This window comes from Enterobacter sp. BIDMC 30 (genome assembly GCF_000534355.1).
In the GTDB taxonomy this organism is placed as follows: domain Bacteria; phylum Pseudomonadota; class Gammaproteobacteria; order Enterobacterales; family Enterobacteriaceae; genus Enterobacter; species Enterobacter ludwigii.
This window is the reverse complement of the sequence record NZ_KI973169.1, coordinates 301,790-317,635: the sequence shown is the minus strand read 5'-3', so window position 1 is coordinate 317,635 and position 15,846 is coordinate 301,790. Positions and strand designations below refer to the sequence as shown.

Annotated in this window: 14 protein-coding genes; 7 read left to right on the top strand and 7 right to left on the bottom strand. The window is 55.4% G+C overall.

Features of this window, described 5'->3' with window-relative positions:
• Positions 1-27 precede the first annotated feature (27 nt).
• The 6 genes from fabY to L466_RS20745 form a co-directional block, all read right to left on the bottom strand.
• The gene (fabY, locus tag L466_RS20720; protein WP_020883976.1) at positions 28-969 is read right to left on the bottom strand and encodes a fatty acid biosynthesis protein FabY; all 942 of its coding nucleotides are present in this window, start codon (positions 967-969) and stop codon (positions 28-30) included.
• Between the two features lie 44 nt (positions 970-1,013).
• Positions 1,014-1,451 carry a D-aminoacyl-tRNA deacylase gene (gene dtd / locus L466_RS20725; protein ID WP_020883977.1) on the bottom strand — a complete coding sequence of 146 codons (438 nt, stop codon included), beginning with the start codon at positions 1,449-1,451 and terminating at the stop codon, positions 1,014-1,016.
• Entirely contained in the window at positions 1,448-2,329 is an 882-nt protein-coding gene (locus L466_RS20730; protein WP_014172237.1) for a virulence factor BrkB family protein, read from the bottom strand. Before L466_RS20730 ends, dtd begins: the two co-directional genes overlap by 4 nt.
• Positions 2,323-2,922 carry a glucose-1-phosphatase gene (yihX, locus tag L466_RS20735; RefSeq protein WP_014172238.1) on the bottom strand — a complete coding sequence of 200 codons (600 nt, stop codon included), beginning with the start codon at positions 2,920-2,922 and terminating at the stop codon, positions 2,323-2,325. Before yihX ends, L466_RS20730 begins: the two co-directional genes overlap by 7 nt.
• A gap of 122 nt (positions 2,923-3,044) precedes the next feature.
• A complete protein-coding gene (locus L466_RS20740; RefSeq protein WP_032679260.1) occupies positions 3,045-3,845 on the bottom strand; it encodes a DeoR/GlpR family DNA-binding transcription regulator in 801 nt (266 codons plus the stop codon).
• A gap of 34 nt (positions 3,846-3,879) precedes the next feature.
• Entirely contained in the window at positions 3,880-4,776 is an 897-nt protein-coding gene (locus L466_RS20745; RefSeq protein ID WP_032680061.1) for a sugar kinase, read from the bottom strand.
• A gap of 155 nt (positions 4,777-4,931) precedes the next feature.
• Between L466_RS20745 and yihU the strand changes: the two genes are divergently transcribed.
• The 7 genes from yihU to ompL all read left to right on the top strand — a co-directional run bounded on the left by yihU (position 4,932) and on the right by ompL (position 13,669).
• Positions 4,932-5,822 (top strand): sulfolactaldehyde 3-reductase, encoded by an 891-nt coding sequence (gene yihU, locus L466_RS20750; RefSeq protein ID WP_032680060.1) that lies wholly within the window; start codon positions 4,932-4,934, stop codon positions 5,820-5,822.
• 17 nt (positions 5,823-5,839) lie between these two features.
• Complete coding sequence (gene yihT, locus L466_RS20755) at positions 5,840-6,715, top strand: sulfofructosephosphate aldolase (protein ID WP_025202734.1); 876 nt, start codon at positions 5,840-5,842, stop codon at positions 6,713-6,715.
• Between the two features lie 14 nt (positions 6,716-6,729).
• Positions 6,730-7,971, top strand: a complete 1,242-nt coding sequence (gene yihS / locus L466_RS20760; protein WP_032680059.1) for a sulfoquinovose isomerase — start codon at positions 6,730-6,732, stop codon at positions 7,969-7,971.
• 16 nt (positions 7,972-7,987) lie between these two features.
• Positions 7,988-10,012, top strand: a complete 2,025-nt coding sequence (locus L466_RS20765) for an alpha-glucosidase (protein WP_020883981.1) — start codon at positions 7,988-7,990, stop codon at positions 10,010-10,012.
• A gap of 45 nt (positions 10,013-10,057) precedes the next feature.
• Positions 10,058-11,440: an MFS transporter gene (locus tag L466_RS20770; protein ID WP_020883982.1), complete on the top strand. Its 1,383-nt coding sequence runs from the start codon at positions 10,058-10,060 to the stop codon at positions 11,438-11,440.
• Between the two features lie 43 nt (positions 11,441-11,483).
• Positions 11,484-12,908, top strand: a complete 1,425-nt coding sequence (locus L466_RS20775; RefSeq protein ID WP_020883983.1) for an MFS transporter — start codon at positions 11,484-11,486, stop codon at positions 12,906-12,908.
• A gap of 74 nt (positions 12,909-12,982) precedes the next feature.
• Complete coding sequence (gene ompL / locus L466_RS20780; protein WP_032680058.1) at positions 12,983-13,669, top strand: porin OmpL; 687 nt, start codon at positions 12,983-12,985, stop codon at positions 13,667-13,669.
• Between the two features lie 83 nt (positions 13,670-13,752).
• On the opposite strand, the gene typA is transcribed toward ompL, so the two are convergent.
• Positions 13,753-15,576 (bottom strand): ribosome-dependent GTPase TypA, encoded by a 1,824-nt coding sequence (gene typA, locus L466_RS20785; RefSeq protein WP_014172248.1) that lies wholly within the window; start codon positions 15,574-15,576, stop codon positions 13,753-13,755.
• Positions 15,577-15,846 lie beyond the last annotated feature (270 nt).

Below are 15,846 nucleotides of genomic sequence, written 5' to 3'. Positions count from 1 at the left end.
CCGGCAATCATGCCGGGATGACGGAACCTACTCTTCTTCGTTTCCACCCTCTTCAAACGCGCCAAACGGCTTCGCAGGAAGAACGATGTAGGTACCTTCAAAGACGGCACCCGGCGTTTCATCGCCGAACAGCTCAACGCGCATCTGTACGCGCGCTTTACGCCCGCGCGCCAGGCGGTCGAGATCGCCCCCAAGTGCGCCAAGATCGGCAACGGCGCTCGGCTTACCACTGATTGGCGCGCTGTAACGAATATGGGCATCGGCCAGAATAATGGTGCCGCCAAGATGGCGTTCGCGGAGCATCAGCCAGATTAGCCCCCAGCCGGTCAGCGTGGCGAGTGAAAACAGGCTGCCGGCAAACAGGGTGTGATGGGGGTTCTGATTGCCGATTTCCGGCATGGTGGTAATGAATTTTTGCCCGGTGTACTGCTGAATACGCACGCCCATTTTTTCACTCAGGGGAATGTGCTGATACCAGGCCTGCTGGAGCTGCCCACACCAGTCGGCGCGATGGAGAATATCATCCAGCGTAGCGATGGGTTTGATCATCAAAAAGTGACGAATCGGCGTGGTTTGCGGGGCGGTGATTTCCCCCTGGTTAACAAAACCGAGTTTGGCGAAGAATTCGACGGCGTCTTCGCGGGCACTACAGGTGACGCGCTTAACCCCTTCCTGACGGGCGACGGACTCAAGGGTCATCGCCATCAAGGTGCCGAGGCCTTTATCCTGCACGGAAGGATGAACCGCCATAAAGCGGATTGAAGCTTCGTTATCGGCATTGATGTACAAACGCCCGACGGCGACGAGGTTACCCTCTTCGTCCATCACCATCTGGTGATGGGCCATCGCATCCCAGGCGTCGCGCTCAGACCCTTTTGGCTGATGTAATGGCTTGCGTAACATTTCCCAGCGGAACTGGTAATAGGCTTCTAACTCTTCTTCCGTTTGCGGTACTCGAAGGTGATACATAGCTGTACTCTCTCTTGTTACCCGCGGCCACGCCGCCAGTTGGCTCATACCTGGAGCCAGAATGTGACGGGGCCATCGTTCACCAGCGATACCTGCATATCTGCAGCGAATCGTCCGGTTTGCGTATTCATGTCCTGTTGACGACAACGCGCCACAAAGTACTCGTAAAGGGCTTCTGCTCGATCCGGTGCGGCACCTTTAGAGAAACCCGGGCGCATGCCGCGCTCGGTATCGGCCGCCAGCGTAAACTGGGAGACCACCAGCACGCTGCCACCCGCCTGCTGAACGTTCAGGTTCATCTTACCTTCCGCATCGCTGAAAATGCGGTAGCCCAGCACGCGCTCGCACAAGCGGTTGGCTTTCTGTTCGTCATCATCCTTTTCGACACCTAACAACACTAAAAGTCCTGGGCCAATTTCACCCGTCACCTCTCCCTCCACGGTGACGCTGGCACGGGTTACGCGCTGTATCAATGCAATCATGGTTGGTCTGCTTCTTGTTGTTTTTCAGCTTCTGCTGCTTTTTTAAGTTCGCGGTATACGCCGAGAGTGACAGTTATTTCGGCACCAAGCAAGACGATACACCAGGTCCAGTAGACCCAGACAAATAAAATGGGGATCACCGCCAGCACGCCGTAAATCAGCTGATAAGACGGGAACATGGTGATGTAAAGGGCAAACCCTTTTTTGCCCAGTTCAAAGAGCAATGCCGCGACCAGCGCGCCCACGACCGCATCGCGGTTAGGCACGCGCGTGGTCGGTACCACGCTGTACAGCAGCCAGAAAGAGAGCCACGATAATATCAGCGGGAAGATACGCAACAGGTTATCGATAACGCCGTTGAGATCGCTGGCCCAGCGCAGTGAAAGCAGATACGAACTGATAGCCAGACTCGCACCGGCCAGCAAGGGCCCCAGCGTTAAGATCATCCAGTACACCGCAAAGGAATAAACCTTGGGCCGCGCCTTTTTACTCCGCCAGATGGCATTCAGCGCGTTATCTATGGCGTACATCAATAACAACGCCGTGACGATCAGGCCACACGCCCCGACCGCCGTCATTTTGCTGGAGTTAGCGACAAACTGTTCAATGTAGTTCTGTATGACGTCCCCGGTGGCGGGAATAAAATTCGCAAAGACAAAGTGGCGAAGCTGCAGGCTGACATCTGCAAACATCGGAAAAGCGGAAAATAGCGCAAAAATGACGGCCACCAGCGGCACTAGCGAGAGCAATGATACGTAGGCGAGATTACCCGCCAGCGTGGTCATGTTGTCCTCATCAATGCGATGCCAGAGCAGTTTCAGCCACGCCCTGAGCGGACGAGTATGATGCGTGGCTTTTTGATGAACGGTTTTTAGCATAACTGCTTCGCAAAATAGTTTGGTATCGTCTCCTTTCCGGTCACCAGAATTGACGTGATACCCAACTGGTTAGCTCCCTCTATATTATCGGCATTGTCGTCGAAAAAGACCGCATCGGCCGCGGTGAATCCTTCCGCCTGCAGAACCGCCTGATAGATACGCGCTTCGGGTTTACGCATCCCCATCTCCTGGGAGAGGTAGATTTTATCGGCCGCCGCCTGCACCTCAGGATACTCGTCAGGCCAGAACGTGGTATGCAGACGGTTAGTATTCGACAGCACCACAACCCGATGCCCCTGCTCGCGGAGTTTATGCATAATGGCGATCACGTCAGGGCGGATCGCGACGAACACTGCCTGCCAGCCATGGGAAAACTGCTCGTAACTTAACGGCACATCCATTTCATGACACAGACGTTCAGCAAATTCTTCATCGCTAATTTCGCCGCGCTCGTGCTGATGGAAGGTCTCGCCCATGGCGAAACTCTGCTTTAACGTCGCCAGCGGGACACGGCTAAAGTCGCTCCATGCGCCCAGCACCCGATTAAAATCGATATCGACGATTACATTTCCTAAGTCAAAGATATAAAGCATTTTTTATCTCCTGCTCGCCGTGGAAAAGTAACTGTAGCGGGAAAGATAAGGTTTGGCTATGCGCCAGATTCAGCTTACAGAAAGGAAAGGCCCGAGCCTGAATATCGGGCCATTAAGAAGGGTTAGCCTGCCTGCTGTTCGTCGCCTGAATTCACCTCAACGACTTCAACCTTGCTGGATTTGAGATGATTGTGCAGCGCAGATCCCGGTAGCTCATCGGTGAAGAGCGCGGTTGCCTGCGACACGTTACCAATTTCAACGGCAGCAGAGGCGTGGTATTTCGTATGATCGGCCGCCAGTAAAATATGTCGCGCGTGGGCCATCATGGTTTTCACCACGCTGGCTTCATTAACGTCAAACTCCATCATCGCGCCGTCGTGTTCAATTGCTCCGACGCTGGTCACCAGGTAATCGGCACGGAAGCCTGACACGAACGCCGTCGCTGCAGGCCCGATAATGCCTCCGTTATGCGGACGCAGCGTACCGCCAGGCACCATCACTTCAAAGCGCGGGTTCTTATACAGAATATGCGCCACCCGCAGGCTGTTGGTGATGATGCGCAGATGATTATGGTTGAGCAGCGCCCGGGCAACGTGCTCCACCGTCGTCCCGATAGTAATGAAGATGGTTGAACCATCGGGAATGTAGTCAGCAATCGCTTCGGCAATGGCCCGCTTCTCTTCGGTCAAGGAGACTTCACGTTGCTCAAATGCGGTGTTCACCACGCTGGATGCCCTGCCCGCGCCGCCATGATGACGCGTGATCAGCCCCTGCTCACTCAGCTTGCGGATATCCCGGCGCACGGTTTGCGTTGAGACGTCCAGCAGTTGCGCCAGTTCATCAATGTTCATATAGCCGCGGTCAGCAATCAACGTAAGCAGTTGATCGTGCCGCGGGTTGCCGGTCAGTTCGGTAAGGCTCATGGGCTGTCCTCTGAAAACCATCACGCCCCGCATTTTATACAAAAAGTGACAAAAAAGAGCGGGTTTGATCACAGTCAGGTATACCTGCCCGTCCTCCGGGCCGGGTACATTTCAGTGCCGCAACCGCACTCGCGAAACGTACCGCGTCTGTTGCATCCCCCTGCTGCGCCAGACTCACCGCCAGCGCGCCGTGAAAGACATCCCCTGCACCTGTTGTATCCACCACGTCGACCGCAAATCCCGGCTGATGACACAGCGCGCCCTGCTCCAGCCAGTAACACCCTTCACGCCCTTGCGTGACGTAGACATGTCCATTTGTGAGCGTTTGTGCTTTTCTCAGTGCGTTTTCCGTGTCGTCCAGCTGGCTTAAACGCCGCAAACCCGGCGCGGAGAAGGCCGCGTGATCGCTTAAGGCGACCAGCTCAGCAATATCCTGCGGGGTGACATCGGCATCAAGCAGCGTGCTGACGCCCTGCTGGCGGGCAAGGGTGAACGCCTGTTTAGCCCCTTCGTGCCAGCGCACGTCGGCTAATACGATATCCCATTGCGAAAAGTCGATATCCTGCAGCCATGCCGCCGTAGCCGGGAGATCGGGGCTGGGGTAGTTAGCAATGACACGCTCCCCGTGACCATCCACCAGCACGGCCGATTGCGATGAACGGGCTCCTTTCACCATCCGCGTATAGCGCGTGTTTACCCCCAGGGACTCCAGCTCCGCGAGCAGTCTTCTGCCGGTATCGTCATCACCCACCCGGCCAATAAAATCCACCTCAGCCCCCAGTTTCGCTGCCGCCACCGCCGCAGTCGCCGCAGGACCGCCGCCCACCTCCGTATAGTCTTTTGCGACATATTTGCCACCTTCTTTCGGTAAATCATCGAGATACCAGATGCGATCCAGCACGGTAATGCCGACACAAACGATGCGAGTCATGGTGATTCCTTCTGCGTTTTCTGATGCTCTCATTTTAATTTCACGAAATGTTTAAAAAGTGACCCCTGTCAATTTTTTGACTATAAATTACAAATACGATCAAAAACAGACAACACAAACGCTCAATAATTGACACGATGTGACAGGAGAGAAGCATGTCAGCAATTGCCTTTATCGGGTTAGGACAGATGGGTGCGCCTATGGCAACGAATCTGCTTAAACAGGGCCACCAGCTTCACGTTTTTGATGTAAACCCACAGGCGATACAGGCCCTGGTGGCGCGTGGAGCCCTGGCTGCAGCCACGCCTGCACAGGCAGTAAAGGAGGCCGAATTTGTCATCACCATGCTGCCAAACGGAGACCTGGTTCGCACAGTCTTGTTTGGTGAGCAGGGCGTCTGCGAAGGGTTATCCCGCGAAGCGCTGGTCATTGATATGTCCACCATTCACCCGCTACAGACCGATGCCCTGATCCGCGACATGGCTGAACGTGGTTTCAGCATGATGGATGTGCCTGTCGGACGCACATCGGACCATGCCGTCGCCGGAACATTACTCCTTCTGGCTGGCGGCACCGCGCAGCAGGTTGAACGAGCCACGCCGGTGTTGATGGCGATGGGCAATGAACTGATAAACGCAGGTGGGCCAGGTATGGGCATCCGCGTGAAGCTTATTAACAACTACATGAGCATTGCCCTGAACGCGCTGTCCGCTGAAGCCGCCGTGCTGTGTGAAGCCCTCGGCCTCTCTTTCGATGTGGCGCTCAGTGTTATGAGCGGTACGCCAGCAGGAAAAGGCCACTTCACCACCTCATGGCCTAACAAGGTGCTCAAAGGCGATCTTACACCGGCCTTTATGATCGACCTCGCGCATAAAGATCTGGGGATCGCGCTGGACGTGGCAAACCAGCTCCACGTCCCGATGCCGCTGGGCGCCGCCTCCCGTGAAGTCTACAACCAGGCGCGGGCCGCCGGACGCGGGCGCGAAGACTGGACAGCCATTCTTGAACAGGTTCGCGCATCCGCCGGGCTGAAAAAAACACACTGATACGAAAGGACTGAGGAATGACGATGTACACCCTGAAAGATATCACCCGACCTTCCGGCGGTTTTGCAATGCTGGCCGTTGACCAGCGCGAAGCGATGCGCCTGATGTTTGCTGCGGCGGGCGCCCCGGTGCCGGTCACCGATCGGCATCTCACCGACTTTAAGGTCAACGCGGCCAAGATTCTGTCGCCGTATGCCTCCGCCATTCTTGTCGATCAGCAGTTTTGCTACCAGCAGATCGTTGAGCAACAGGCCGTTGCCAAAAGCTGCGCGATGATTGTGGCAGCAGACGAATTTATTCCGGGGAACGGGATCCCCGTTGACAGCGTCGTCATCGATAAAAACGTTGATGCTCAGGCGGTCAGGCGCGATGGCGGTAAAGCGCTGAAGCTACTGGTGCTGTGGCGTAGCGACGAAGATCCGCAGCAGCGTCTGGAGATGGTGAAGGCGTTCAATCAGCTGTGCCATGACAATGGACTGCTCAGCATTATTGAGCCGGTAGTCCGCCCGCCGCGTCGCGGCGCGACGTTTAATCGTGAACAGGCCATTATCGACGCGGCAAAAGAGCTGGGAGACAGCGGAGCTGACCTTTACAAAGTGGAGATGCCCCTGTTCGGCAAAGGCTCTCAGCAGGAATTGCTGACTGCCTCGCAAAAACTGAACGAGAACATCGCCATGCCGTGGGTGATCCTCTCATCCGGCGTGGACGATAAGTTGTTCCCAAGGGCGGTGAGTGTTGCGATGCAGGCGGGTGCATCCGGCTTTTTAGCCGGCCGCGCCGTCTGGTCATCAGTGATTGGCCTGCCGGACACGGAACTGATGCTCCGTGATATTTCTGTGCCGAAACTGCAGCGTTTGGGTGAGATCGTCGACGAAATGATGGCTCGCCGTTAAGAAAGGACCCGAACATGAAATGGTTTAACACCCTGAGCCATAACCGCTGGCTTGAACAAGAGACTGACCGCATTCTCGATTTCGGTAAAAACGCCGCCGTGCCGACCGGCTTTGGCTGGCTGGGCAATAACGGTCAGGTGCGCAGCGATATGGGCACGCATCTGTGGATCACCGCCCGTATGCTGCACGTTTATGCCGTGGCGGCAAACATGGGGCGTCCCGGCGCATATGCCCTGGTGGAGCATGGCATCAACGCCCTGAATGGTCCGCTGCGTGACCCGCAATATGGCGGCTGGTACGCCTGTATTAACGATGGAGGCGTTATGGATGCCTCCAAGCAGGGCTATCAGCACTTCTTTGTTTTGCTGGGCGCAGCCAGCGCCGTCACCACCGGCCATCCACAGGCTCGCAAGTTACTAGACGATGCCATTGAGGTGATTGAGCGTTATTTCTGGAGCGAACAGGAACAGATGTGCCTGGAATCCTGGGATGAGGCCTTCAGCAAAACCGAAGAGTACCGTGGCGGCAACGCCAATATGCACGCTGTCGAAGCCTTCCTGATTGTGTATGACGTGACGCATGACCGTAAATGGCTCGACCGCGCCCTGCGCATTGCCTCGGTGATCATTCACGACGTGGCACGCAAGGGCGAGTACCGGGTTAATGAGCATTTCGATACACAGTGGAACCCCATCCGCGATTACAACATTGATAACCCCGCTCATCGTTTTCGCGCCTACGGCGGTACGCCAGGCCACTGGATCGAGTGGGGCCGCCTGATGCTGCACCTGCGCGCTGCGCTGGAAGCGCGTTTTGAAACACCGCCCGCATGGCTGCTGGAAGATGCAAAAGGGTTGTTCCACGCCACAATCCGCGACGCCTGGGCACCCGATGGTGCCGACGGTTTTGTCTATTCCGTTGGCTGGGACGGTAAACCCATCGTTCGCGAGCGCGTGCGCTGGCCGATTGTCGAAGCGATGGGAACGGCCTATGCGCTCTATACCGTCACCGGCGAGGCGCAGTACGAAGCCTGGTATCAGAAATGGTGGGATTACTGCATCAAATACCTGATCGACTACGAGAACGGTTCATGGTGGCAGGAGCTGGATATCCATAACGAAGTGACCACCAAAGTCTGGGACGGCAAGCAGGATATTTATCATCTGCTGCATTGCCTGGTGATCCCTCGCTTACCGCTGGCGCCAGGGTTAGCCCCGGCCGTTGCCGCCGGATTACTGGATAGCCAGGCCAAATAATAAAAACGGAGATCTTATGCGTACCCTACACAATATTATTCTTAAAAGCAGTGAACATGGTTTCACCCTGAGCTGGCAGGATCGTCTGATTCTGTCCCACACCGCCGACACCCCGTGCCTGTGGATCGGCGCAGGTGAAGCCGATATCGAGATGTTTCGCGGCAACTTCAGCATCAAAGACAAACTCAACGAAAAAATTGCCCTGACCGAGGCCACCGTCGCACCGCAAAATGCGGGCTGGGCGATTCGCTTTACCCGGGGTGACGCCGTCAGCGCCACGCTACTGGTGGGTGTGGATGCCGAAGGACGCCTGGAGCTGAAACTCAAAAATGATGCCACCTGCCATAACCGCATCTGGCTGCGGCTGGCGGCCCAGCCCGAGGATCATATCTATGGTTGCGGAGAGCAGTTCTCCTACTTCGACCTGCGCGGCAAGCCCTTCCCGTTGTGGACCAGCGAGCAGGGCGTGGGCCGTAATAAGCAGACCTACGTCACCTGGCAGGCAGACTGCAAAGAGAACGCGGGCGGCGATTACTACTGGACCTTCTTCCCGCAACCCACCTTTGTGAGTACCCAGAAGTACTACTGCCACGTGGATAACAGCTGTTATATGAATTTCGACTTCAGCGCGCCGGGGTTCCACGAGCTGGCCTTCTGGGAGGATAACGCCACGCTGCGCTTCGAATGTGCGCAAACGTATGTCGATCTGCTGGAAAAACTGACCGGGTTGCTGGGCCGTCAGCCCGAACTGCCGGACTGGGTTTACGACGGGGTAACGCTGGGCGTTCAGGGTGGCACCGACGTGTGCCAGCAAAAGCTCGACACCATGCGCAACGGCGGTGTGAAGGTGAACGGTATCTGGGCGCAGGACTGGTCCGGCATCCGGATGACCTCCTTTGGCAAACGCGTGATGTGGAACTGGAAGTGGAACAGCGATCTGTATCCGCAGCTGGATACACGTATCCCGCAGTGGAAGCAGGAGGGCGTGCAGTTCCTCTCCTATATCAACCCTTACGTGGCCAGCGACAGAGACCTCTGTGAAGAGGCGGCGAAACGCGGCTATCTGACCAAAAACGCCGACGGGCAGGACTATCACGTCGAGTTCGGCGAGTTCTACGCGGGCGTTATCGACCTGACGAATCCGGAAGCCTACGACTGGTACAAAGAGGTCATCAAAAAGAACCTGATAGCGCTGGGCTGTGGCGGCTGGATGGCTGATTTTGGTGAATATTTGCCGACTGATACCTTCCTGCACAACGGCGTGAGCGCGGAAATCATGCACAACGCCTGGCCTGCGCTATGGGCGAAATGTAACTACGAGGCGCTGGAAGAGACCGGCAAGCTCGGCGAGATCCTGTTCTTTATGCGCGCGGGTTATACCGGCAGCCAGAAACACTCGGTGATGATGTGGGCCGGCGATCAGAACGTCGACTGGAGCCTGGACGACGGTCTGGCATCAGTGGTTCCTGCGGCACTCTCACTGGCAATGACCGGGCACGGGCTGCATCACAGCGACATCGGCGGTTATACCACGCTGTTTGAGATGAAACGCAGCAAAGAGCTGCTGCTGCGCTGGTGCGACTTCAGCGCCTTCACACCGATGATGCGTACCCACGAGGGCAACCGCCCTGGCGATAACTGGCAGTTTGATGGCGACGGCGAAACCATCGCCCACTTTGCGCGTATGACGACCGTCTTCACTACCCTGAAGCCCTACATCAAAGCCGCCGTTGCGCAGAACGCGAAAAGCGGCCTGCCGGTGATGCGCCCGCTGTTCCTGCATTACGAAAACGATGCGCGCAGCTACACGCTGAAATACCAGTATCTGTTTGGCCGCGATCTGCTGGTGGCACCGGTCCATGAAGAAGGCCGTCGTGACTGGACGCTCTATTTGCCTGAGGACACCTGGGTGAATGCCTGGACGGGTGAAACGCATGAGGGCGGTGACATCACCGTTGACGCTCCGCTCGGCAAACCGCCGGTGTTTTATCGCCAGCAAAGCGAATGGGCAGACCTGTTTAGCACCTTACGTCATATCTGATAAGGCTCGCCCGCAGGGAAACCTGCGGGCAGATGGAGAACAATAATGCGTCAACACGCTTCCGATCCGGCAACGCTACGCCTGCCGTTTAAAGAGAAACTCGCCTACGGGATGGGCGATCTCGGCTCTAACATCCTTCTGGATATCGGCACGTTGTATCTGCTGAAGTTCTACACCGACGTTCTTGGCCTGCCTGGTACCTACGGCGGGATCATCTTCCTGATTGCCAAGTTCTTCACCGCCTTCACCGATATGGGCACGGGTATCATGCTCGACTCCCGACGCAAGATCGGTCCTAAGGGCAAATTCCGCCCGTTCGTGCTGTATGCGGCGTTCCCGGTGACGTTACTGGCCATCGCAAACTTTGTCGGCACGCCGTTTGAAATCACCGGCAAAACGGTGATGGCGACCGTGCTGTTCATGCTTTACGGCCTGTTCTTCAGCATGATGAACTGCTCCTACGGTGCGATGGTGCCGGCCATTACCAAAAACCCGGACGAGCGCGCTTCGCTGGCCGCCTGGCGTCAGGGGGGCGCCACGCTTGGCCTGCTGCTCTGTACCGTCGGGTTTGTGCCGGTAATGAACCTGATTGAAGGCAATGACCAGCTTGGGTATATCTTTGCCGCGACCCTCTTCTCGCTGTTCGGGCTGTTCTTTATGTGGTGGTGCTATAAGGGCGTGACCGAGCGTTACGTTGAAATGCAGCCCGCCAATCCAGCCCAGAAGCCCGGCCTGCTGCAGTCGTTTCGCGCCATCGCCGGTAACCGACCGCTGTTTATTCTCTGCATCGCCAACCTGTGCACGCTGGGGGCCTTTAACGTCAAGCTCGCCATTCAGGTTTACTACACGCAGTACGTGCTGAACGACCCTATTCTGTTGTCCTACATGGGCTTTTTCAGCATGGGCTGCATTTTTATCGGCGTCTTTATGATGCCCGGCGCGGTGCGTCGCTTCGGCAAGAAAAAGGTCTATATCAGCGGGCTGCTGATTTGGGTGGCAGGCGACCTGCTCAACTACTTCTTTGGCGGTGGTTCGGTGAGCTTTGTGGCGTTCTCCTGTCTGGCCTTCTTCGGCTCAGCCTTCGTGAACAGCCTCAACTGGGCGCTGGTGTCCGATACCGTGGAGTACGGCGAATGGCGCACCGGCGTGCGATCCGAAGGGACGGTCTATACCGGCTTTACCTTCTTCCGGAAGGTCTCACAGGCGCTGGCCGGCTTCTTCCCCGGCATCATGCTCACGCAAATCGGCTATGTGCCAAACGTGGTGCAATCCGCCGGAACGGTTGAAGGGCTGCGGCAGCTGATATTTATCTACCCCAGTCTGCTGGCCGTCATCACCATCGTGGCGATGGGCTGTTTCTACAACCTCAACGAGAAGATGTATGTGCGCATCGTGGAAGAAATTGAACTGCGCAAACGTACAGCATAACTGACTTGAGAGAGCGCCCTGCGGGGCGCTGTGAGGATCGACCATGACACATAAGAGTGATCCGTTAACCCTGAAGCTGAGCCTGCGCGAAAAGTGCGCCTACGGGATGGGCGATTTTGGCTCTAACCTGATGCTCTGTATTGGCACGCTGTATCTGCTGAAGTTTTATACTGATGAACTGGGCATGCCCGCTTTTTATGGCGGCATTATTTTCCTGGTGGCGAAGTTCTTTACCGCATTCACCGACATGCTGACCGGGGTGTTGCTGGATTCGCGGCGTAACATCGGTGCCAGAGGCAAATTCAGGCCGTTTATTCTTTATGCCTCGGTGCCGGTTGCCCTGGTGGCCACGGCGCAGTTTGTGGCCACCGATTTTAGCCTGACGGTGAAAACCGCTATTGCCACCCTGCTCTTCATGATGTTTGGCCTCTGTTATAGCCTGATGAACTGCTCTTACGGCGCGATGGTTCCCGCCATCACTAAAAATCCGAACGAGCGGGCGCAGCTTGCGGCCTGGCGTCAGGGCGGCGCTACGGTTGGGTTGTTGCTCTGCACCGTGGGGTTTATGCCAATCCAGGCGCTGTTTGTCAGCCAGCCCTCTCTCGGCTATCTGGTGGCCGCACTGGTGTTCGTCACCGGCGGTCTGTTCTGCATGTGGTGGTGCTACAGCGGTGTGAAAGAGCGCTATGTGGAGGTTACGCCCGATCATCATAAGCCTGGCATCCTGAAATCCTTCTGTGCCATTTTCCGCAACCCGCCGTTGCTGGTGTTGTGTATCGCCAACCTCTGCACCCTCGCCGCGTTTAATATCAAACTGGCGATTCAGGTCTACTACACCCAGTACGTGCTAAACGATCTGCATCTGCTGTCGTGGATGGGTTTTTTCAGTATGGGCTGCATTCTGGTTGGCGTGTTTCTGGTGCCTGGCGCGGTTAAGCGCTTCGGCAAGAAGCCGGTCTACCTTGGCGGGCTGACGCTGTGGGCCGTGGGCGACGTAATGAACTTCCTCTGGGGAACCAGCTCCCTGCTCTTTGTGCTCTTTTCCTGCATGGCCTTTTTCGGTACGGCATTCGTAAACAGCCTCAACTGGGCGCTGGTGCCCGATACCGTGGATTATGGCGAGTGGAAAACAGGCATTCGCGCCGAAGGGTCGGTTTATACCGGTTATACCTTCTCACGCAAAATCTCCGCCGCCCTCGCCGGTTTCCTGCCGGGCATTATGTTGACGCAGATTGGCTACATTCCACACGCCGTGCAGAGTGCGGGCACGCTACTGGGGCTCCGTCAGCTAATTTTTCTCTGGCCGTGCGGCCTGGCGATCGTTGCCGCGATAACCATGGGACTCTTTTATAAACTCAACGAAGCACGCTTCGCCTTTATTATTGAGGAGATTGGAAAACGGAAAAAACAACCCGCAAAACCCCCTGAGTTAACCACCAACAATAAAGCGTCAGCAGTCACTTTATAACAATAAATCCGGCCCTGATTCCCTTCCTGTGTAACAGGAGGGGGGCCTTTCTGTACCTCATACATGGACTGATTATGAAAAGAATCGTTACTGCACTGGTTGTGTCGTCTGTGTCCTGCTCGGCAGTTGCCAGCGCCTATGTCGAAACGCGCGAAGCCTATAATACGGCCTCTGAACTGCACGAAGTGATCCTGCGTGCCGGCTATAACTTCGATAACGGCGCGGGGCTGATGTTCACTAACGCCTATAACGTGGGCAAATGGGACGAGCTTAAGCACAGCTATAACGAAATTGAAGGGTGGTATCCGCTTTTTAAACCGACCGATAAACTCACCTTTCAGCCTGGCGGTTTACTGAATGACAGCAGCGCCGGGTCCGGAGGCGCTATCTATCTGGATACCAATTATAAATTTCTCGACTGGTTTAACCTGACCTTCCGTTATCGCTATAACCACAACAATTACGATACGCCGGACTACAACGGCCAGATGGATAAAAACGACACCCACGAATTCGCTAACTACTGGAATTTCAAGGTCACGGATGCGTTTTTCTATACCTTTGAACCGCATTTTTTCCAGCGCGTGAACGATTACCACAGCAAAAATGGCAAAGACCATCACTGGGAAATCACTCACAAATTTAGCTATAAAATCGATAAAAACTGGCTGCCCTATCTCGAGCTCCAGTGGCTGGACAGATGGAATGATTACAACCGCGAGCAGTACCGTATCCGCCTGGGGTTAAGGTATTCGTTCTGATAATAAAAAAAGCCGCTGATCGCTCAGCGGCTTTTTACGTGCCGGGTGGCGCATGCGCTTACCCGGCCTACGGATTGACCGTATTACTCTTCTTTCGCACCGCGCATTGCACGTTTACGATCGTTCTCGGTCAGGTGACGTTTACGGATACGGATAGACAGTGGGGTCACTTCTACCAGTTCGTCGTCATCGATGAACTCCAGAGCTTGCTCCAGGGTCATCTTGATCGGTGGAACCAGAACCGTTGCTTCGTCAGTACCGGACGCACGCATGTTGGTCAGTTTCTTACCGGTCAGGCAGTTTACAGTCAGGTCGTTAGAACGACTGTGAATACCGATGATCTGGCCTTCATAAACTTCAGCACCGTGACCCAGGAACAGCTTACCGCGATCCTGCAGACCGAACAGCGCAAACGCAACCGCTTTACCCTGACCGTTGGAGATCAGAACGCCGTTGTTACGCTGGCCAACTTCACCCGGACGCACGTCGTCGTAGTGGCTGAAGGTGGAGTACAGCAGACCGGTACCGGACGTCATGGTCATGAACTCTGAACGGAAACCGATCAGACCACGGCTTGGGATCACGTAGTCGAGACGTACGCGGCCTTTGCCATCTGGATTCATGTTTTTCAGGTCGCCTTTACGCTCACCCAGAGCCTGCATAACAGAACCCTGATGCTGCTCTTCAACGTCCAGCGTTACGTTCTCGAACGGCTCTTGTTTACGGCCGTCGATTTCGCGGAAGATAACTTTCGGACGGGAAACCGCCATTTCGAAACCTTCACGACGCATGTTTTCGATCAGAACAGACAGGTGCAGCTCACCACGACCAGAAACGCGGAATGCGTCAGCATCCTGAGTTTCTTCAACGCGCAGCGCAACGTTGTGCACCAGCTCTTTGTTCAGGCGGTCAAGGATCTGACGAGAGGTAACGAATTTACCTTCTTTGCCACAGAACGGAGAGGTGTTGACGTTGAAGAACATGGTTACCGTTGGTTCATCAACGGACAGGGCTGGCAGCGCTTCCACATTCTGCGGGTCGCAGATGGTGTCAGAGATGTTCAGCTCGCCCAGACCGGTAATCGCGATGATGTCGCCCGCTTCAGCCAGTTCGCTGTCGATACGCTCCAGACCCAGGTGAGTCAGCACTTTGCCCACTTTACCGTTACGGGTTTTGCCTTCGCTATCGATGATAGTAACCTGCTGGTTCGGCTTCACTTTACCGCGTTTGATGCGGCCGATACCGATAACGCCAACGTAGTTGTTGTAGTCCAGCTGGGAGATCTGCATCTGCAGCGGACCATCAAGATCAACATCCGGAGCCGGTACGTGATCAACAATCGCCTGATACAGCGGAGTCATGTCTTCCGCCATATTTTCGTGATCCAGACCCGCGATACCATTCAGCGCCGAAGCGTAAATGATAGGGAAGTCCAGCTGCTCGTCGGTCGCGTCGAGGTTAACGAACAGGTCGAACACCTGATCAACAACCCAGTCAGGACGCGCGCCCGGACGGTCAACCTTGTTGATAACAACAATAGGTTTCAGGCCATGGGCAAATGCTTTTTTGGTCACGAAGCGCGTTTGCGGCATTGGGCCGTCAAATGCGTCAACCACCAGCAGCACGGAATCCACCATGGACATCACGCGCTCAACTTCACCACCGAAGTCGGCGTGCCCTGGGGTATCAACGATGTTGATACGGTAGTCATTCCATTTGATAGCGGTGTTTTTCGCGAGGATAGTAATCCCACGCTCTTTCTCCAAATCGTTGGAGTCCATCACACGCTCTTGAGTTTCGGCACGAGCATCAAACGTACCGGACTGCTGCAGCAGCTTATCAACCAGGGTGGTTTTACCATGGTCGACGTGCGCGATGATGGCGATGTTACGCAAATTTTCGATCACAACTTTGCCTCAGGCATTAGAAATAGCGCGTTATTGTACACGGATTAATCGCACTACAAAACAGGATCACAAACATCCCCCGCAAACAAGTATTGCAGAGATGCTTTGTGATCGCTTTCACGGAGCGTAAAAAGGGCACTTTAACGAAAATTGCACCAATATGGTGCTCAGTGTTCACACTGAAGCACTATACTGGTGCAACATAACCATTGTGGTGCAGCACTTTTGCACTATGGTGCGCATGATAACGCCTTTTTGGGGTGTTTTAAA